General features: G+C 52.2%; 14 protein-coding genes, 1 tRNA gene, 3 rRNA genes and 1 riboswitch. Of the genes, 11 read left to right on the forward strand and 7 right to left on the reverse strand.

Annotated features, from left to right (window positions below):
* Positions 1–2: 2 nt before the first annotated feature.
* The 5 genes from thiS to rsd all read right to left on the reverse strand — a co-directional run bounded on the left by thiS (position 3) and on the right by rsd (position 4418).
* On the reverse strand, positions 3–203 hold the full coding sequence (gene thiS, locus BV494_RS18405; protein WP_104924139.1) for a sulfur carrier protein ThiS: 201 nt from the start codon (positions 201–203) through the stop codon (positions 3–5).
* Positions 200–949 carry a HesA/MoeB/ThiF family protein gene (locus BV494_RS18410; RefSeq protein ID WP_104924140.1) on the reverse strand — a complete coding sequence of 250 codons (750 nt, stop codon included), beginning with the start codon at positions 947–949 and terminating at the stop codon, positions 200–202. The genes thiS and BV494_RS18410 overlap by 4 nt, the downstream gene beginning before the upstream one ends.
* Positions 942–1595, reverse strand: coding sequence for a thiamine phosphate synthase (gene thiE / locus BV494_RS18415; protein ID WP_104924141.1), 654 nt, complete (start codon positions 1593–1595; stop codon positions 942–944). The genes BV494_RS18410 and thiE overlap by 8 nt, the downstream gene beginning before the upstream one ends.
* Positions 1592–3556, reverse strand: a complete 1965-nt coding sequence (thiC, locus tag BV494_RS18420) for a phosphomethylpyrimidine synthase ThiC (protein ID WP_104924142.1) — start codon at positions 3554–3556, stop codon at positions 1592–1594. Before thiC ends, thiE begins: the two co-directional genes overlap by 4 nt.
* A gap of 145 nt (positions 3557–3701) precedes the next feature.
* Positions 3702–3828: riboswitch (TPP riboswitch) on the reverse strand.
* Positions 3829–3908: 80 nt separating this feature from the next.
* Positions 3909–4418: a sigma D regulator gene (rsd, locus tag BV494_RS18425; RefSeq protein WP_104924143.1), complete on the reverse strand. Its 510-nt coding sequence runs from the start codon at positions 4416–4418 to the stop codon at positions 3909–3911.
* Positions 4419–4516: 98 nt separating this feature from the next.
* On the opposite strand from rsd, the gene nudC reads away from it, so the two are divergent.
* The 6 genes from nudC to BV494_RS18455 all read left to right on the forward strand — a co-directional run bounded on the left by nudC (position 4517) and on the right by BV494_RS18455 (position 8957).
* Positions 4517–5302, forward strand: a complete 786-nt coding sequence (gene nudC, locus BV494_RS18430) for an NAD(+) diphosphatase (protein WP_104924144.1) — start codon at positions 4517–4519, stop codon at positions 5300–5302.
* Between the two features lie 71 nt (positions 5303–5373).
* A complete protein-coding gene (gene hemE, locus BV494_RS18435) occupies positions 5374–6438 on the forward strand; it encodes a uroporphyrinogen decarboxylase (protein WP_104924145.1) in 1065 nt (354 codons plus the stop codon).
* Positions 6439–6447: 9 nt separating this feature from the next.
* Entirely contained in the window at positions 6448–7128 is a 681-nt protein-coding gene (gene nfi, locus BV494_RS18440) for a deoxyribonuclease V (RefSeq protein ID WP_104924146.1), read from the forward strand.
* A gap of 70 nt (positions 7129–7198) precedes the next feature.
* Positions 7199–7789: a YjaG family protein gene (locus BV494_RS18445; protein WP_104924147.1), complete on the forward strand. Its 591-nt coding sequence runs from the start codon at positions 7199–7201 to the stop codon at positions 7787–7789.
* Positions 7790–7979: 190 nt separating this feature from the next.
* Positions 7980–8252: a nucleoid-associated protein HU-alpha gene (gene hupA, locus BV494_RS18450; protein ID WP_013577396.1), complete on the forward strand. Its 273-nt coding sequence runs from the start codon at positions 7980–7982 to the stop codon at positions 8250–8252.
* Positions 8253–8315: 63 nt separating this feature from the next.
* Positions 8316–8957 (forward strand): DUF1481 domain-containing protein, encoded by a 642-nt coding sequence (locus BV494_RS18455; RefSeq protein ID WP_226790091.1) that lies wholly within the window; start codon positions 8316–8318, stop codon positions 8955–8957.
* Positions 8958–9041: 84 nt separating this feature from the next.
* Here the strand turns inward: BV494_RS18455 and purD are convergent, their stop codons facing one another.
* Both purD and purH read right to left on the reverse strand, forming a co-directional pair.
* Positions 9042–10331: a phosphoribosylamine--glycine ligase gene (purD, locus tag BV494_RS18460; protein ID WP_104924148.1), complete on the reverse strand. Its 1290-nt coding sequence runs from the start codon at positions 10329–10331 to the stop codon at positions 9042–9044.
* Between the two features lie 46 nt (positions 10332–10377).
* A complete protein-coding gene (purH, locus tag BV494_RS18465) occupies positions 10378–11967 on the reverse strand; it encodes a bifunctional phosphoribosylaminoimidazolecarboxamide formyltransferase/IMP cyclohydrolase (RefSeq protein WP_104924149.1) in 1590 nt (529 codons plus the stop codon).
* 680 nt (positions 11968–12647) lie between these two features.
* Between purH and BV494_RS18475 the strand changes: the two genes are divergently transcribed.
* The 5 genes from BV494_RS18475 (at position 12648) to metA (ending at position 19011) form a co-directional block, all read left to right on the forward strand.
* Positions 12648–14190: ribosomal RNA gene (locus tag BV494_RS18475) — 16S ribosomal RNA — on the forward strand.
* Between the two features lie 142 nt (positions 14191–14332).
* Positions 14333–14408 (forward strand) — tRNA-Glu (locus BV494_RS18480).
* A 243-nt stretch (positions 14409–14651) separates the two neighbouring features.
* Positions 14652–17560, forward strand: a 23S ribosomal RNA gene (locus BV494_RS18485).
* Positions 17561–17683: 123 nt separating this feature from the next.
* Positions 17684–17799 (forward strand): 5S ribosomal RNA (gene rrf / locus BV494_RS18490).
* Together the 16S, 23S and 5S rRNA genes with 1 tRNA gene alongside form the textbook arrangement of a ribosomal RNA operon.
* A gap of 282 nt (positions 17800–18081) precedes the next feature.
* Positions 18082–19011, forward strand: a complete 930-nt coding sequence (metA, locus tag BV494_RS18495; RefSeq protein ID WP_104924151.1) for a homoserine O-acetyltransferase MetA — start codon at positions 18082–18084, stop codon at positions 19009–19011.
* Positions 19012–19148: the final 137 nt, after the last annotated feature.

Consider the following 19148-nt stretch of genomic DNA (forward strand, 5'->3'; position numbering starts at 1 on the left):
TTTCATCCTCCGGCAATCGCCTGAAAGAGCAATACCTGATCGCCATCTTCCAGTAAGTGGGCAGGCCAGTTATCACGCGGAATTATGACCTGATTGACCGCAAGCGCGCTGCCCGCCGGGTTCAGTTCCAGGAGATTGAGCAGCGTATTCAGCGTCAGCGGTTCAGTGAAATGATGCGTTTCTTCGTTGACGAGAATGTTCATGGCTGGCCTCCGCAGACGGCACAAACCGGTGAGCGCGTAAGTTGCAGGGAGCGCCAGTTTTGCGTTTTCCCGTCAAACAGCCGTAACTTTCCGCTGAGAGAACTCGGCAGACCGGCCAGAATTTTGAGCGTTTCCAGCGCCTGCAGGATGCCGATGGTGCCAACGACCGGACCGAGAACGCCCGATGTCCGGCAGTTGCGTTGCACAGTTTCCTGATCCGGATACAAACAGGCGTAGCAGCCGTGAAGATAGGGCGCTTCGATGACCAGAAGCTGGCCGCTGAATCCAACCGCGCTGCCGCTGATCAGCGTTTTACCCCTATCGACGCAGGCTTTATTGACCGCGTGTCGGGTTTCCATATTGTCGCTGCAATCTAAAACGACATCGGCATTGCCGACGGCCCGAAGCAGCGTTTCTCCTGCGAGCCGTTCCGTGATGGCAACGGCTTCACAAAGTGGGTTCAGGCGCAGCAGTTCGCGTTTCGCCAGACTGGCTTTCGGTTGATCAAGGTCGTTGGTACGGTAGAGTATTTGCCGCTGAAGATTGGTGATGTGCAATGTGTCATCATCGGCCAGAAATAACGTACCAACGCCCGCCGCCGCCAAATAAAGGGCTGCCGGTGAACCCAGACCGCCGAGCCCGACGATCAGCACTTTTGACGCCAGCAACTTTTCCTGCGCCTGTGGACCAAATTCTTCCAGCATCAGTTGACGGCTGTAGCGCATAAAAGCAGCGTCGTTAAGCATCTTCCGGAACCTTGCTGGCGCATAAGGCCAGCAATTCTGCGGTGGCCGCACGCCAGTCCGCGGCCTGCGTTATGGCGCTGACAACGGCAATGCTGCCGACGCCGCAATCCAGAACCGACGGCGCGCGGTCAATACTGATGCCGCCGATGGCGACTGTCGGGAAACTGCCGTTCAGCTGCACAATGTGTCGGGCTAATTCCGACAAACCTTGCGGTGCCGACGGCATATCTTTGGTCTGCGTCGGGAAAATATGGCCGAGTGCAATATAAGACGGATTGACCGCCACAGCGCGGGCCAGTTCATCGTCGTCATGCGTTGATACACCCAGACGTAAACCGGCATCAAGGATGGCCTGCAAATCGGCGGTATCCAGATCTTCCTGGCCCAGATGCACGCCGTACGCCTGATGTTTTACCGCCAGACGCCAGTAATCGTTAATAAACAGCCGCGCGTCATATTTTCGTCCCAGCGTAATGGCTTCGATAATGGCAGGTTCGACGTCTTCATCGGGTAAATCTTTCACCCGCAGTTGCAGCGTTTTAACGCCCGCATCCAGCAGTCGGGCAATCCACTGGACAGTATCCACCACCGGATATAAACCCAGATGGAAAGGAACGGACGGAAACGTCTTTGCAGGCTGATTCATTTACTGATCTCCGGAGTGGAATGGCTGGCAGGGTGATAAAGCTCGCTGCCGCGCGAACGGAATTCCGCAGACATTTGTGCCATGCCGGCTTCTACGAGTTCGACGGGCTGGGCTTTGGCTTCCAGCGCGGCGGCGTAATCGCGAACTTCCTGAGTGATTTTCATGGAACAGAATTTCGGCCCGCACATTGAACAGAAGTGCGCGACTTTTCCGGATTCCTGCGGGAGGGTTTCGTCGTGATAAGCGCGGGCTGTAGCCGGATCGAGGGCCAGATTAAACTGGTCTTCCCAGCGAAATTCGAACCGCGCTTTAGACATGGCGTTATCACGAATTTGCGCGCCCGGATGGCCTTTCGCTAAATCTGCCGCGTGCGCCGCAATCTTGTAGGTAATCAAACCCTGTTTAACGTCTTCTTTGTTCGGCAGGCCGAGATGCTCTTTTGGCGTGACGTAGCACAGCATCGCGCAACCAAACCAGCCAATCATTGCGGCACCGATTCCGGATGTGAAGTGGTCATAACCGGGCGCTATATCTGTCGTCAGTGGCCCGAGCGTATAGAACGGCGCTTCGTGGCAATGCTCGAGTTCTTCCGTCATATTGCGGCGGATCATTTGCATCGGCACATGCCCCGGCCCTTCGATCATCACCTGCACGTCATACTCCCAGGCAATTTTTGTCAGTTCACCCAGCGTGTGCAATTCTGCGAACTGCGCTTCATCGTTGGCGTCCTGAATCGAACCTGGTCGCAGGCCGTCGCCAAGAGAAAGCGAGACATCGTAAGCGGCGCAGATTTCGCAAATCTCACGGAAATTCTCGTACAGGAAACTTTCGCGATGATGCGACAGGCACCATTTCGCCATGATCGAGCCACCGCGTGAAACAATGCCGGTCAGGCGTTTGGCGGTCATCGGTACGTAACGCAGCAACACGCCCGCGTGAATGGTGAAGTAATCCACGCCTTGTTCGGCCTGTTCCAGCAGGGTGTCGCGAAACATTTCCCAGTTCAGGTCTTCGGCAATGCCGTTCACTTTTTCCAGCGCCTGATAAATCGGAACGGTGCCAATCGGAACCGGGCTGTTACGCAGGATCCATTCGCGGGTTTCGTGGATATAGCGGCCGGTGGAGAGATCCATCACGGTATCCGCGCCCCAGCGCGTCGACCACACCAGTTTTTCAACTTCTTCTTCGATGGAGGACGTCACGGCTGAGTTGCCGATATTGGCATTGACCTTCACCAGAAAATTACGGCCAATGATCATCGGCTCGGATTCCGGATGGTTGATGTTCGCAGGGATAATCGCGCGTCCGGCGGCAACTTCCTGACGAACGAACTCTGCGGTGATATTGGCGGGCAGATGCGCGCCAAAGCTTTCACCAGGATGTTGCTGGCGCAGAACTTCTCCGCGGATCCGCTCGCGCCCCATATTTTCGCGAATGGCGATAAATTCCATCTCAGGTGTAATCATGCCCCGGCGCGCGTAATGCAGTTGCGTGACATTTTTACCGGCAAGGGCTTTTCGCGGGCGCGGAAGATGTTCAAAGCGTAAATGATCCAGCCCTTCGTCGGCCAGACGCTGCTGAGTAAAACCGGAGCTGACCTGCGGGAGTTCTTCCGTATCGGCGCGTCCGGTTATCCAGCGGGCACGCAATTTTTCCAGACCGGTATGCACGTCGAGGGTCGCAGACGGATCGCCATACGGCCCGGCGGTGTCATAAACCGGAATTGCTTCGTTTTCCTCAAACTGCGGGTTGTCTTTTCCGCCGCCGACCAGCGTCGGGCTGAGCTGGATTTCCCGCATAGGGACGCGAATATCGGCGTCGTCGCCTTGAAGATAGATACGTCGGGAATTGGGAAAGGCTTCGCCCTGCAGGCTGTCGATAAACGACTGTGCTTGTGCGCGTTGCTCACGGCGGTTAGCGGGTTTTTTTTCGGATGTAACGGGTTTCTGGGTACTCGACATAGCAAATTCCTTGTGTTGTTTTCACGGCAAAAAGCGTGACAGAACGTTATGGAAAATTGCTTGTCTGGAGGTTTACGGCAGGAGTAAAAATGGGCGGTTGAACGCTGGCGGCCATTTGCAGGCTGATACCAAATCGCGCTAAACGCATAACATTACTCTTGTTCCCTTCGCGGGTACTAACCCGATCAGGTTCCGCGGATCCCGAATTAACGGTCTCAGCCTGGCATCATCTCCACGAGGAAATTTTGCACTAGGCACTCCGACAAGAAGCCTCAATATAGGAGGCTGTTTTAAAAACTACAACCCTGAGCAGGGTTTTTATTGTGGCAACGTGTTGTGCAGGACTAACACGTTACGCCGGTCTGGCAAGATGCTCTTCGTTTGCCGAAGGCAATTCTTTGCGACTTTCCGGATCAAAGGCCAGAATAATCAGTTGATCCTCGAGCTGAAAACGCGCATCCAATGCTTCACCCACATCGGATAATGCATAATGAAATGCGAAAGCATTGTCATCATCAATATCATTTTCGGTGTAACTGTCATGGAAAGCCATGATAGCTTCAGTATTGAGCTCAAGTGCAGGGTATATTTTCGCAGCCTGTAATTTTATCTCTGCACTGTCCACTTCATCGATGACCCGTTGATAAAGATGAAAATGACCGGCAGAAAGGTAATCCACAAGGTTATGGCAAAAGTTGTCCAACGCTTTTTCATTCAGCGGTGTATGTTTTTCTTTATTGGGTTTCAGGCCGACCAGTGTGCAGTAAGACACCAGTAGTTCTTTGCGTGCGTGCAGCCATTGATCCACTAACTCATTGCTGCCACCAACGCGTTGGGTCAGTCTTTCCAGACGATTTAGCATGGTTGACTCCGTGAGCGAGAAAAAAGTAACCAAAGGTTACTAATATGTAAATATCAACCCCAGATTGTCAGTCTCGTCGAGGTTATGCAACAACAATTATGGAATTACAGATTACAGAACAACATACCGGCTGGTGGGTCATCAGCTATGAGGGCAAGCTGTGGCTGCCCGAAGGTGAACTGCCGTTTGGCAGCGCGGCGCAATTTTCTCTGACGGGGAAAATCGGGCGTCAGATTGGCGAATGGCAGGGCGATCCGGTGTGGATGGTGTGTCAGGCGATGCACAATCACATGGTGTCCGCGCGGCAGATGCTCGATCAGGATCGCGGGTTATTCCAGCTGGTCGGTCGCGGCGTACAGTTGTCGGAATTTTACCGTTCGCATAAATTCTGCGGCTACTGCGGCCATGAAATGCAGGTCAGCAAAACGGAATGGGCTGCGCTGTGCGGGCATTGTCGTGAACGGTATTATCCGCAAATCGCGCCCTGCATTATTGTCGCAATCCGCCGTGGTGATGAGATTTTGCTGGCGCAACATGTCCGTCACCGTAACGGCATCCACACGGTACTGGCCGGTTTCGTAGAAGTCGGGGAAACCCTTGAAGAAACCGTGGCGCGTGAAGTGATGGAAGAGAGCAATATTCGCGTGAAGAACGTCCGCTACGTGAGTTCTCAGCCGTGGCCGTTCCCGAATTCGCTGATGATGGCGTTTATGGCCGACTATGACAGCGGTGACATCGTGCATGATCCGAAAGAGCTGCTCAATGCGGGCTGGTATCGTTTCGATGCACTCCCGCAACTGCCACCGCCGGGAACCATCGCCCGCCGGCTGATTGAAGATACGGTTGCGCTGTGCCGCGCAGAAAGAGATGAAGCCGACGTGTAGCAGGAGTGTTGCATGTTAGAATGCCGCCAGATTATTTTCGGGCTGCCCGAATATTGAAGGAAAAAGACAGAATGAATGAGTTGAAAAATGACCGCTACCTGCGCGCCCTGTTACGCCAGCCTGTGGATATCACACCGGTCTGGATGATGCGTCAGGCGGGCCGTTATTTGCCAGAGTACAAAGAAACCCGCGCTGTAGCCGGCGATTTTATGTCGCTTTGCAAGAATGCGGAGCTGGCCTGTGAAGTGACCCTCCAGCCACTGCGTCGCTACCCGCTGGACGCCGCGATTCTGTTCTCTGACATCCTGACTATTCCTGATGCCATGGGGCTGGGGTTGTATTTCGAAGCCGGTGAAGGACCCCGTTTTTCTTCCCCGCTGACCTGCCGTGCCGATGTGGAAAAACTGCCTGTCCCCGATCCGGAAATGGAACTGGGCTACGTCATGAACGCGGTTCGCACTATCCGTAAAAACCTCAAAGGTGAAGTCCCGCTAATCGGTTTTTCCGGCAGTCCGTGGACACTGGCGACATATATGGTGGAAGGTGGCAGCAGCAAAGCCTTCACAAAAATTAAAAAGATGATGTATGCCGATCCGCAAACAATGCACCTTCTGCTGGATAAAGTGGCTGACAGCGTCATTCTCTACCTTAATGCCCAAATCAAAGCGGGCGCGCAGTCCGTCATGATTTTTGACACCTGGGGTGGCGTGCTCACGCCTCGCGATTACCGCGAGTTTTCCCTGAACTATATGCACAAGATTGTCGACGGCCTGATTCGCGAAAACGAAGGACGCCGCGTGCCGGTGACGTTGTTCACCAAAGGCGGCGGACAATGGCTGGAAGCGATGGCGGCAACGGGTTGTGACGCGCTGGGCCTCGACTGGACAACGGATATTGCCGATGCCCGTCGTCGTGTGGGCGACAAAGTGGCGATTCAGGGCAACATGGATCCTTCCATGCTCTATGCTTCTCCGGTACGCATCGAACAGGAAGTGGAAACCATTCTCGCCGGTTTTGGTAAAGGCAATGGTCATGTGTTTAACCTGGGCCACGGTATTCATCTGGATGTCCCGCCAGAAAATGCGGGTGCGTTCGTGGAAGCGGTGCACAGCCTGTCCCGGCAATATCACGAGTAAATCCGGCGTATGATTGATACCCGCGTGTTACGTGAAGAACAACGGATCCTTGCCGATCAGATTGAACTGCGGGATCCGACTGATTTCAGCACACCTGCGCTGGTTGCGGGTGTGGATGTCGGTTTTGAACAGGGTGGTGAAGTGACGCGCGCCGCGGTTGCGGTTCTGCGTTATCCCTCGCTGGAACTGGTGGAATACCAGATAGCCCGCATTGCGACTGTCATGCCTTATATCCCCGGCTTCCTTTCTTTTCGGGAATTACCGGCGCTGTTGCAGGCCTGGCAACAAATCACTTTGCGGCCGGATCTGGTGCTGGTTGACGGACAGGGCATTGCGCATCCGCGCCGTCTGGGCGTCGCCAGCCATTTTGGCCTGATGATTGACGTGCCAACGATTGGTGTGGCCAAGAGCCGTTTGTGCGGCAAGTTTCTGCCGCTCGGGGAAGAACAGCACAGCCAGCAGGCGCTTTATGAAGGCGACGAGCAGATCGGCTGGGTCTGGCGCAGCAAACTGCGCTGTAATCCGCTGTTTATCTCGCCGGGCAATCGCATCAGCATGGAATCGTCACTTTACTGGGTTGAACGCTGCATGCGGCAATATCGTCTGCCGGAGCCAACCCGCTGGGCGGATGCTGTGGCATCAAACCGGGCAGCGTTTCAACGCTGGCAACGGTTGAGTGATGATCTTTAGGAATCAAGGAATAGGGATATTGATTTATTTCAGGTAAACTCCCGCGCAGAAAAGTTAACGAGATCAACTCATGTTACGTAATCCAATACATTTACGTCTGGAAAAGCTGGAAAGCTGGCAACACGTGACGTTTATGGCGAGCTTGTGTGAACGCATGTACCCGAACTATCAGGCTTTTTGCCTGGAAACCGGGTTTGGCGAGGCACAGGTTTACCGCCGTATCCTGGATTTAATCTGGGAAACGCTGGTGGTAAAAGACGCCAAGGTCAATTTTGACTCACAGCTCGAAAAACTGGAGGAAGCTGTGCCTTCTTCCGATGATTACGACATTTATGGCGTTTACCCGGCCATTGATGCGTGTATTGCATTAGGCGAACTGATTCATTCACGTCTGAGCGGCGAAACGTTGTCTCATGCGGTCGCTGTGAGCGAAGCGTCAATTCGTACTGTTGCGATGCTGGAAATGACTCAGGCCGGTAAAGAAATGACCGATGAAGAGCTGAAAGTCATTCCTGCTGTTGAAGAAGAATGGGACATCCAATGGGAGATTTTTCGCCTGTTGGCTGACTGTGAAGAGCGTGACCTGGAATTAATAAAAGGTTTACGTTCTGACCTGCGTGAAGCCGCTGTCAGTAACATTGGCATAAATTTAGCGCAATAAGGCTAGAAAACGTGATTTAACGCCTGATTTGTCGTGCCTTAAGGCTTCACATCCGCACCCTGTCTGGTCTACATTTGGGGTGCGTAAAAAAAGTGGCTATCGGTGCGTGTATGCAGGAGGGTGCTGTCAATCGGCATATCCGTCGCACTCGATGCTTTGCAAACGATAAACACACTGTAAAGGATAACTTATGAACAAGACTCAACTGATTGATGTAATTGCTGACAAAGCTGATCTTTCCAAAGCACAAGCCAAAGTTGCTCTTGAATCTACTCTGTCTGCTATTACCGAGTCTCTGAAAGAAGGTGATGCTGTACAATTGGTTGGTTTCGGGACTTTCAAGGTAAATCATCGTAACGAGCGTACTGGTCGTAACCCACAGACTGGTAAAGAAATCAAAATCGCAGCTGCAAACGTGCCTGCGTTCGTTTCTGGTAAAGCTCTGAAAGACGCTGTTAAGTAATTGCTTGCAGTGAAAAGAATAAGCGGAGGGGTCTGTAAGCCCCTTCAGTTTATCACCCCCAGACTGGTGGCAAGTTTACTGGTTCTCGGTCTGGTGGGTTGCAGTTCTAAAAACTCCTCTGAATTATTCTTTGCCAGCGGGTATGTTGCCGATCAGGGTATCAACCGGCTCTGGCGCGAAGACAACGCACAAAACGAACCTCAAACTATTCTCAACGTATACAGCCCCTATTTTGGTGGCGATACGATCATTACCCGATATGAATTCCAGCAGGGGCAATTGCACCTGATTAAAGAAACGCATGCGACTAAAACGGATTTAGGCGTGATGCTGCGTTTTGACGATAGCGGGCACGTCAGCTTCATGCAGCGACAACTTCCTGAGCGTCGGGAAAAATTATCCTCGGATGATATTGATCGCTATAAATATGAAGCGGCGAAAATCCTCGATCTGAGTAGTGCGCTGCGCGTGGGCGATGTCCGGCTGGTGCAGGCTAACTGGCGGCAGGGTCTGATCACGACGTGCGCAGGCGAACAGGTGACGCCAAAGCTAACTGTCCGTTCGCAGGTCTGGCTGGCTAAACGGGCCAGTCGCAGTAACGACAATCTCGGCCTTGCCTGGCTGACCGCACCGGAAGGCAACGAATTGCTGCTGGTCGCAAATGAAGATTTCTGTAAGTGGGAACCTAAAGAGTCAGATCTCTGATCCCGCTTGCGTATACGTATAAAGGAAAGGCACGCTGAGCGTGCCTTTTTTGATCGTCAGGTTTTGAGCGTAAGGTGAACCCGATTACTGATTACGTTCGCGGTCAATGGCGCGATAGCCGATATCTTTGCGGCAGAAACTGCCTTCCCAATGAATATCTTTCGCTAAATCATAAGCACGCAGCTGTGCGGCTTCGACGGTTTTACCCAATGCAGTCACGCACAATACGCGTCCGCCATTGGTCACCACGCGTTCATCCTGCAAACGGGTTCCAGCCTGGAAGACTTTACCGTCTGGCGCTTCTTCCAGCGGCAGGCCGTGGATCACATCACCGGTTTTGTAATCGGCGGGATAACCGCCGGCGGCAATCACAACGCCCAGTGAAGGACGTGGGTCCCACTCGGATGTTTTCTCACCCAGACGACCTTCCGCACCGGCCAGACAAAGATCGACCAGATCCGAACGCAGACGCAACATGATCGGCTGAGTTTCCGGATCCCCGAAGCGGCAGTTAAATTCGATCACTTTCGGCTGGCCGTCTGCGGAAATCATCAAACCCGCATACAGGAAACCGGTGTAAGTATTGTTCTCAGCCGCCATGCCGTGCACGGTCGGCCAGATAACCTGATCCATCACGCGCTGATGTATTTCATCTGTCACAACCGGTGCCGGAGAATAAGCGCCCATACCGCCGGTATTCGGGCCGCTGTCGCCATCGCCAACACGTTTGTGATCCTGACTGGTCGCCATTGGCAAAACGTTCGTGCCGTCAACCATCACGATGAAACTCGCTTCTTCGCCATCGAGGAATTCTTCGATAACGATACGGCTGCCTGCATCGCCAAAAGCGTTTCCTGCCAGCATATCGTGAACGGCGTCTTCCGCTTCTTTTAATGTCATCGCCACGATGACACCTTTGCCCGCAGCCAGCCCGTCGGCTTTAATGACGATCGGCGCGCCTTTACTGCGCAGATAAGCCAGTGCCGGTTCGATTTCGGTGAAGTTCTGGTAATCCGCGCTTGGGATATTGTGGCGAGCGAGGAAATCCTTAGTGAAAGCTTTCGAGCCTTCCAGTTGCGCCGCTTCCTGCGTCGGGCCAAAAATTTTCAGCCCAGCAGCGCGGAATGCGTCGACCACGCCAATCACCAGCGGGGCTTCCGGGCCGACAATCGTCAGACAGATATCATTACTTTTGGCAAACGCCAGCAAACCTGCGATATCGGTCGCGGCGATATCAACATTCTCCAGCAGAGGTTCCAGCGCGGTACCGGCGTTACCGGGTGCGACAAAAACTTTGTCCGCCAGAGGAGATTGCGATGCCTTCCATGCCAGTGCATGTTCACGCCCGCCGTTACCGATAATTAAAATATTCATTCGAGGACTCCGGGTGAGCGGGCGCATCGCACCCGCAAAAAGAAAATTAATGACGGAAATGGCGCATGTCGGTGAACAGCATTGCGATACCGTGTTCGTTGGCGGCCGCGATAACTTCGTCATCACGGATTGAACCGCCAGGCTGAATCACACAGGTAATGCCTACCGCAGCGGCGGCATCAATACCATCGCGGAACGGGAAGAAGGCATCGGATGCCATCACGGACCCTGCGACTTCCAGACCTTCGTCTGCGGCTTTAATCCCCGCGATTTTGGCAGAGTAAACGCGGCTCATCTGGCCTGCGCCAATACCGATAGTCATTTTGTCGCGTGCATAAACGATCGCGTTGGATTTAACGAACTTGGCAACCTTCCAGCAGAACAGGGCATCAGTCAGTTCCTGCTCAGTTGGCTGGCGCTGGGAAACAACACGCAGGTCACCGGCGTCAACCATACCCAAATCACGATCCTGAACCAGCAGGCCGCCATTCACACGTTTGAAGTCCAGCGCTTTCTGGCGCCCTTGCCATTGGCCGCAAGTCAGAACGCGAACGTTTTGTTTTGCCGCAGTCAGGGTCAGCGCTTCAGGGCTGACTGACGGAGCGATGATCACTTCGACAAACTGACGGCTGATGATCGCTTTTGCTGTTTCAGCATCAAGCTCGCGGTTGAAGGCAATAATACCGCCGAAAGCAGAAGTCGGGTCAGTCTGATAAGCACGTTCGTAAGCGGCCAGAATGTTGTCGCCGATGGCAACGCCGCAAGGGTTCGCGTGCTTAACGATGACACACGCAGGCTCTGCAAATTCCTTCACACATTCCAGCGCCGCATCGGTATCTGCAATGTTGTTATAGGAAAGAGCTTTACCTTGCAGCTGAGTCGAGGTAGCAACGGAAGCTTCGCTGACGCTTTCTTCTATATAGAAGGCGGCGTTCTGATGGCTGTTCTCGCCATAACGCATATCTTGTTTCTTTATATAGCTAAGATTCAGGGTACGCGGGAACTGGCCAGACGCGGATTCGGTATCGCCGTGATAAGCCGGAACCATGGTGCCGAAGTAGTTAGCAATCATGCCGTCATAAGACGCGGTGTGTTCGAAAGCTTTAATCGCCAGATTGAAACGGGTTGCCAGCGTCAGTGAGCTGCTGTTGGCATCCATCTCTTCAATAATAGAAGCGTAGTCACTGCTCTTCACCACGATCGCCACGTCTTTGTGGTTCTTCGCCGCCGAGCGGACCATGGTCGGGCCGCCGATATCAATGTTTTCTACCGCATCTTCCAGTGAGCAATCCGGGCGGGCGATGGTTTGCGCGAACGGATAAAGGTTTACGACCACCATGTCGATTGGCGCGATCGCGTGCTGCGCCATAATGTCATCATCTTTCCCGCGACGACCGAGGATCCCGCCGTGAACTTTCGGGTGCAGGGTTTTGACGCGTCCATCCATCATTTCCGGGAAACCCGTGTAGTCAGACACTTCTGTGACTGGCAGACCGGCTTTTGCCAACAGGCTGGCGGTGCCGCCAGTGGAAAGCAATTCAACGCCACGCGAAGAGAGTGCCTGGGCGAATTCTACGATACCGGCTTTATCAGAAACACTGAGCAGGGCGCGGCGGATTGGACGAGATTGTTGCATGGTGGTTTATATCCTTGGCTTTGGAGTCGTAATAAAGGGCGTTATCGGAATTCAATGGGCGTTTTCTTCTCTCTATATAGAGTAATTTGCAGAAAAACGTGGAATTGAGCTCTGATAGCTTCCCTCTGACGACTTACTTTTCATTTATCACCCGCGATGGGTGTCGAAAACTGACGCGCGAAATTGTAGCGAAAACGATTGCGCGACGCTCGCAAAATTTGAGATTCCTGTGCATCTGTGGATAAATCTGTGCAAAACACGGTATAAGCGGTGTGTTTGCTGTGTAATGCAGCAAACGGTATTCTTTCTTAAAATTAGCCCTTGCGGCCTGCTGAGAACTCCCTATAATGCCGCTCCATCGACAGGGAACAACGTGAACAACATCACGAAGTAACCGGGTCGGAAAGATTAAAAACAGCGGCAACCGGATGAAATAAACGGTTGACACTGAAAGAGGAAAGCGTAATATACGCCACCTCGAGTTAGCAAGCGAAAGCGCGTAACTCACTGCTCTTTAACAATTTATCAGACAATCTGTGTGGGCACTCACAAGACGATATCAGCCACCTCGGTGGCAAAAAATATCAAGTCTTAGAGTGACCAAGCAGTAATTCATTTAGTGAATTATTACGAAAGTAAACTTTGAGCACCGCTTAACTTGTTTAAGCAAATCGAACTTTTAATTGAAGAGTTTGATCATGGCTCAGATTGAACGCTGGCGGCAGGCCTAACACATGCAAGTCGAGCGGTAGCACAGGAGAGCTTGCTCTTTGGGTGACGAGCGGCGGACGGGTGAGTAATGTCTGGGAAACTGCCTGATGGAGGGGGATAACTACTGGAAACGGTAGCTAATACCGCATGATGTCGCAAGACCAAAGTGGGGGACCTTCGGGCCTCACGCCATCGGATGTGCCCAGATGGGATTAGCTAGTAGGTGAGGTAATGGCTCACCTAGGCGACGATCCCTAGCTGGTCTGAGAGGATGACCAGCCACACTGGAACTGAGACACGGTCCAGACTCCTACGGGAGGCAGCAGTGGGGAATATTGCACAATGGGCGCAAGCCTGATGCAGCCATGCCGCGTGTGTGAAGAAGGCCTTAGGGTTGTAAAGCACTTTCAGCGAGGAGGAAGGGCAGTGTGTTAATAGCACGCTGCATTGACGTTACTCGCAGAAGAAGCACCGGCTAACTCCGTGCCAGCAGCCGCGGTAATACGGAGGGTGCAAGCGTTAATCGGAATTACTGGGCGTAAAGCGCACGCAGGCGGTTTGTTAAGTCAGATGTGAAATCCCCGAGCTTAACTTGGGAACTGCATTTGAAACTGGCAAGCTAGAGTCTTGTAGAGGGGGGTAGAATTCCAGGTGTAGCGGTGAAATGCGTAGAGATCTGGAGGAATACCGGTGGCGAAGGCGGCCCCCTGGACAAAGACTGACGCTCAGGTGCGAAAGCGTGGGGAGCAAACAGGATTAGATACCCTGGTAGTCCACGCTGTAAACGATGTCGACTTGGAGGTTGTGCCCTTGAGGCGTGGCTTCCGGAGCTAACGCGTTAAGTCGACCGCCTGGGGAGTACGGCCGCAAGGTTAAAACTCAAATGAATTGACGGGGGCCCGCACAAGCGGTGGAGCATGTGGTTTAATTCGATGCAACGCGAAGAACCTTACCTACTCTTGACATCCAGAGAATTCGCTAGAGATAGCTTAGTGCCTTCGGGAACTCTGAGACAGGTGCTGCATGGCTGTCGTCAGCTCGTGTTGTGAAATGTTGGGTTAAGTCCCGCAACGAGCGCAACCCTTATCCTTTGTTGCCAGCACGTAATGGTGGGAACTCAAAGGAGACTGCCGGTGATAAACCGGAGGAAGGTGGGGATGACGTCAAGTCATCATGGCCCTTACGAGTAGGGCTACACACGTGCTACAATGGCATATACAAAGAGAAGCGAACTCGCGAGAGCAAGCGGACCTCATAAAGTATGTCGTAGTCCGGATTGGAGTCTGCAACTCGACTCCATGAAGTCGGAATCGCTAGTAATCGTAGATCAGAATGCTACGGTGAATACGTTCCCGGGCCTTGTACACACCGCCCGTCACACCATGGGAGTGGGTTGCAAAAGAAGTAGGTAGCTTAACCTTCGGGAGGGCGCTTACCACTTTGTGATTCATGACTGGGGTGAAGTCGTAACAAGGTAACCGTAGGGGAACCTGCGGTTGGATCACCTCCTTACCTCAAGATACGCATTGTGCAGTGTCCACACAGATTGTCTGATGAAATTAATGAGCAAGAGCACCTGTTGATGCGGTAAGGGAGACCTTACGCTGATGCGAAAAGTGCCATACCGTTCTGCGGTCTGGTACGGATTTTTCGTGTCCCCATCGTCTAGAGGCCTAGGACACTGCCCTTTCACGGCTGTAACAGGGGTTCGAATCCCCTTGGGGACGCCACTCCGATAATGTGTGAAAGACATTATCAACAGTTCTTTATGAACGATAAAAAATCTTAAAGATGACTTTAACGAGTCGTGTTTAAGATATTGCTCTTTAACAATCTGGAACAAGCTGAAAAATTGAAAGTTTACAGCTGAACATCACTCTCCGTAGAAGTACTGAGTGGTGATTCTGTCTGTAACAGAGTCTCTCAAATAATCGCAGCGCGATGATGTCTTTTAAGACACCTTCGGGTTGTGAGGTTAAGCGACTAAGCGTACACGGTGGATGCCTAGGCAGTCAGAGGCGATGAAGGGCGTGCTAATCTGCGAAAAGCGTCGGTAAGGTGATATGAACCGTAATAACCGACGATACCCGAATGGGGAAACCCAGTGTGTTTCGACACATTATCATTACATGAATACATAGTGTAATGAGGCGAACCGGGGGAACTGAAACATCTAAGTACCCCGAGGAAAAGAAATCAACCGAGATTCCCCCAGTAGCGGCGAGCGAACGGGGAAGAGCCCAGAACCTGAATCAGGGTATGTGTTAGTGGAAGCGTCTGGAAAGTCGCACAGTATAGGGTGATAGTCCCGTACACAAAAATGCATACGTTGTGAGTTCGATGAGTAGGGCGGGACACGTGACATCCTGTCTGAATATGGGGGGACCATCCTCCAAGGCTAAATACTCCTGACTGACCGATAGTGAACCAGTACCGTGAGGGAAAGGCGAAAAGAACCCCGGCGAGGGGAGTGAAATAGAACCTGAAACCGTGTACGTACAAGCAGTGGGAGCCTCCTTTGTGGGGTGACTGCGTACCTTTTGTATAATGGGTCAGCGACTTATATTTTGTAGCAAGGTTAACCGTATAGGGGAGCCGTAGGGAAACCGAGTCTTAACTGGGCGTCAAGTTGCAAGGTATAGACCCGAAACCCGGTGATCTAGCCATGGGCAGGTTGAAGGTTGGGTAACACTAACTGGAGGACCGAACCGACTAATGTTGAAAAATTAGCGGATGACTTGTGGCTGGGGGTGAAAGGCCAATCAAACCGGGAGATAGCTGGTTCTCCCCGAAAGCTATTTAGGTAGCGCCTCGTGAACTCATCTTCGGGGGTAGAGCACTGTTTCGACTAGGGGGCCATCCCGGCTTACCAACTCGATGCAAACTACGAATACCGAAGAATGTTATCACGGGAGACACACGGCGGGTGCTAACGTCCGTCGTGAAGAGGGAAACAACCCAGACCGCCAGCTAAGGTCCCAAAGTCATGGTTAAGTGGGAAACGATGTGGGAAGGCATAGACAGCCAGGATGTTGGCTTAGAAGCAGCCATCATTTAAAGAAAGCGTAATAGCTCACTGGTCGAGTCGGCCTGCGCGGAAGATGTAACGGGGCTAAACCATGCACCGAAGCTGCGGCAGCGACGCTTATGCGTTGTTGGGTAGGGGAGCGTTCTGTAAGCCGTCGAAGGTGGTCTGTGAGGGCTGCTGGAGGTATCAGAAGTGCGAATGCTGACATAAGTAACGATAATGCGGGTGAAAAACCCGCACGCCGGAAGACCAAGGGTTCCTGTCCAACGTTAATCGGGGCAGGGTGAGTCGACCCCTAAGGCGAGGCTGAAAAGCGTAGTCGATGGGAAGCTGGTTAATATTCCAGCACTTGGTGTTACTGCGAAGGGGGGACGGAGAAGGCTAGGCTAGCCGGGCGACGGTTGTCCCGGTTCAAGCGTGTAGGGGGAAGAGTTGGTAAATCCGCTTTTCTGTATAACCCTGAGGCGTGATAACGAGCCACTACGGTGGTGAAGTAGTTGATGCCATGCTTCCAGGAAAAGCCTCTAAGCTCCAGGTAACACGAAATCGTACCCCAAACCGACACAGGTGGTCAGGTAGAGAATACTCAGGCGCTTGAGAGAACTCGGGTGAAGGAACTAGGCAAAATGGTGCCGTAACTTCGGGAGAAGGCACGCTGGCGCGTAGGTGAAGGGACTTGCTCCCGGAGCTGAATCCAGTCGAAGATACCAGCTGGCTGCAACTGTTTAATAAAAACACAGCACTGTGCAAACACGAAAGTGGACGTATACGGTGTGACGCCTGCCCGGTGCCGGAAGGTTAATTGATGGGGTTAGCAGCAATGCGAAGCTCTTGATCGAAGCCCCGGTAAACGGCGGCCGTAACTATAACGGTCCTAAGGTAGCGAAATTCCTTGTCGGGTAAGTTCCGACCTGCACGAATGGCGTAATGATGGCCAGGCTGTCTCCACCCGAGACTCAGTGAAATTGAACTCGCTGTGAAGATGCAGTGTACCCGCGGCAAGACGGAAAGACCCCGTGAACCTTTACTATAGCTTGACACTGAACATTGAGCCTTGATGTGTAGGATAGGTGGGAGGCTTTGAAGCGAGGACGCCAGTTCTTGTGGAGCCAACCTTGAAATACCACCCTTTAATGTTTGATGTTCTAACTCGGCCCCGTAATCCGGGGTGAGGACAGTGTCTGGTGGGTAGTTTGACTGGGGCGGTCTCCTCCTAAAGAGTAACGGAGGAGCACGAAGGTTAGCTAATCACGGTCGGACATCGTGAGGTTAGTGCAATGGCATAAGCTAGCTTGACTGCGAGAGTGACGGCTCGAGCAGGTACGAAAGTAGGTCATAGTGATCCGGTGGTTCTGAATGGAAGGGCCATCGCTCAACGGATAAAAGGTACTCCGGGGATAACAGGCTGATACCGCCCAAGAGTTCATATCGACGGCGGTGTTTGGCACCTCGATGTCGGCTCATCACATCCTGGGGCTGAAGTAGGTCCCAAGGGTACGGCTGTTCGCCGTTTAAAGTGGTACGCGAGCTGGGTTTAGAACGTCGTGAGACAGTTCGGTCCCTATCTGCCGTGGGCGTTGGAAGATTGAGAGGGGCTGCTCCTAGTACGAGAGGACCGGAGTGGACGCATCACTGGTGTTCGGGTTGTCATGCCAATGGCATTGCCCGGTAGCTAAATGCGGAAAAGATAAGCGCTGAAAGCATCTAAGCGCGAAACTTGCCTCGAGATGAGTCTTCCCTGTGGCTTTAAGCCACCTGAAGGGACGTTTAAGACTAAGACGTTGATAGGCTGGGTGTGTAAGTGCAGCGATGCATTGAGCTAACCAGTACTAATGACCCGAGAGGCTTAACCTTACAACACCAAAGGTGTTTTGTATTGACTCTGTGAAAGACGTAGATTTTTCAGCTGATTGTTCCGAGATTGGTTCGTAGTGCAAGCCTGATATGGGGTGAGCGGTATGAATGAAACAGAATTTGCCTGGCGGCATTAGCGCGGTGGTCCCACCTGACCCCATGCCGAACTCAGAAGTGAAACGCCGTAGCGCCGATGGTAGTGTGGGGTCTCCCCATGCGAGAGTAGGGAACTGCCAGGCATCAAATAAGTGGAAAGCCCTGTACTGACGTACAGGGCTTTTTGCTATGGGGAATTTGGGTAGCGTTGAGGTTATTTTATCTACGTTCCCCTCCTGCATTTCTTCCTTCATATTGCTCATTACCCTCTTACTCTCCGGTTATATAACCAGATCGTCTAAATTAATAACCGAAGCTGAAACATTTTCACTTACCGTTTGCAGGCTCGACATCTTAGATAAAAACCGCTATCTTCGGCTGTCTAGAAGTCTAAACGTATAAATGGATGTCGTGAGGAAGTTGCTATGCCGATCCGGGTTCCAGATGAGTTACCAGCCGTAAATTTCCTGCGTAATGAGAATGTTTTTGTGATGGCTTCATCACGCGCAAAAATTCAGGAAATTCGTCCTTTAAAAGTGCTGGTACTCAACCTGATGCCAAAGAAAATTGAGACAGAAAATCAGTTTTTACGGCTGCTCTCCAACTCTCCTTTGCAGATTGATGTGCAACTTCTGCGGATTGATAGCCGTGAGTCTAAAAATACGCCGGCTGAACACCTGAATAACTTTTACTGTGATTTCGAAGACATTCAGCACGATAACTATGATGGCCTGATTGTTACCGGCGCTCCTCTGGGCTTAGTTGATTTCTGCGATGTTGCCTACTGGCCAGAGATTGAACGTGTTATCCACTGGGCTAAAGAACACGTCACGTCCACACTGTTCGTGTGTTGGGCGGTGCAGGCTGCGTTAAATGTCCTGTATGACATCCCTAAAATGACGCGAGAAACCAAGCTCTCAGGTGTTTATCCTCACCAGACATTACAGCCGCTGGCTCTGCTGACCCGTGGATTTGATGAAACATTTCTGGCCCCTCATTCGCGCTATGCTGATTTCCCGGCGGATACGTTACGTCAGCACACCGATCTCGACATCCTGGCTGAATCTGACGAAGCCGGTGCTTATTTGTTTGCAACGAAAGACAAGCGCATGGCATTCGTCACGGGCCACCCGGAATATGATGCGGGCACACTGGCTGGAGAATATCTGCGCGATGTTGCCGCCGGTTTATCGCCTGAAATGCCTTACAATTACTTCCCGCAGGACAATGCTGAGTTATCGCCTAAAGCAACCTGGCGTAGTCACGGGCATCTGCTGTTTGCTAACTGGCTGAACTACTATGTTTACCAGATTACGCCATTCGATCTGCGCCAGATGAATCCAACCCTGGAATAATTTCCTTCATAATTTGCAGATGATCTCTACACCCGATCATCTGCTTCTGTTTGCCTCCAACCTCTTCCTCTCAACTGACTATCCGATCCTCAATCTCAAAAAAATCGAAATGGATTCTTATTTTTCTATATTTTTTT

Origin of the sequence: Rahnella sikkimica, assembly GCF_002951615.1 — a bacterium.
Taxonomy (GTDB): Bacteria; Pseudomonadota; Gammaproteobacteria; order Enterobacterales; family Enterobacteriaceae; genus Rahnella; species Rahnella sikkimica.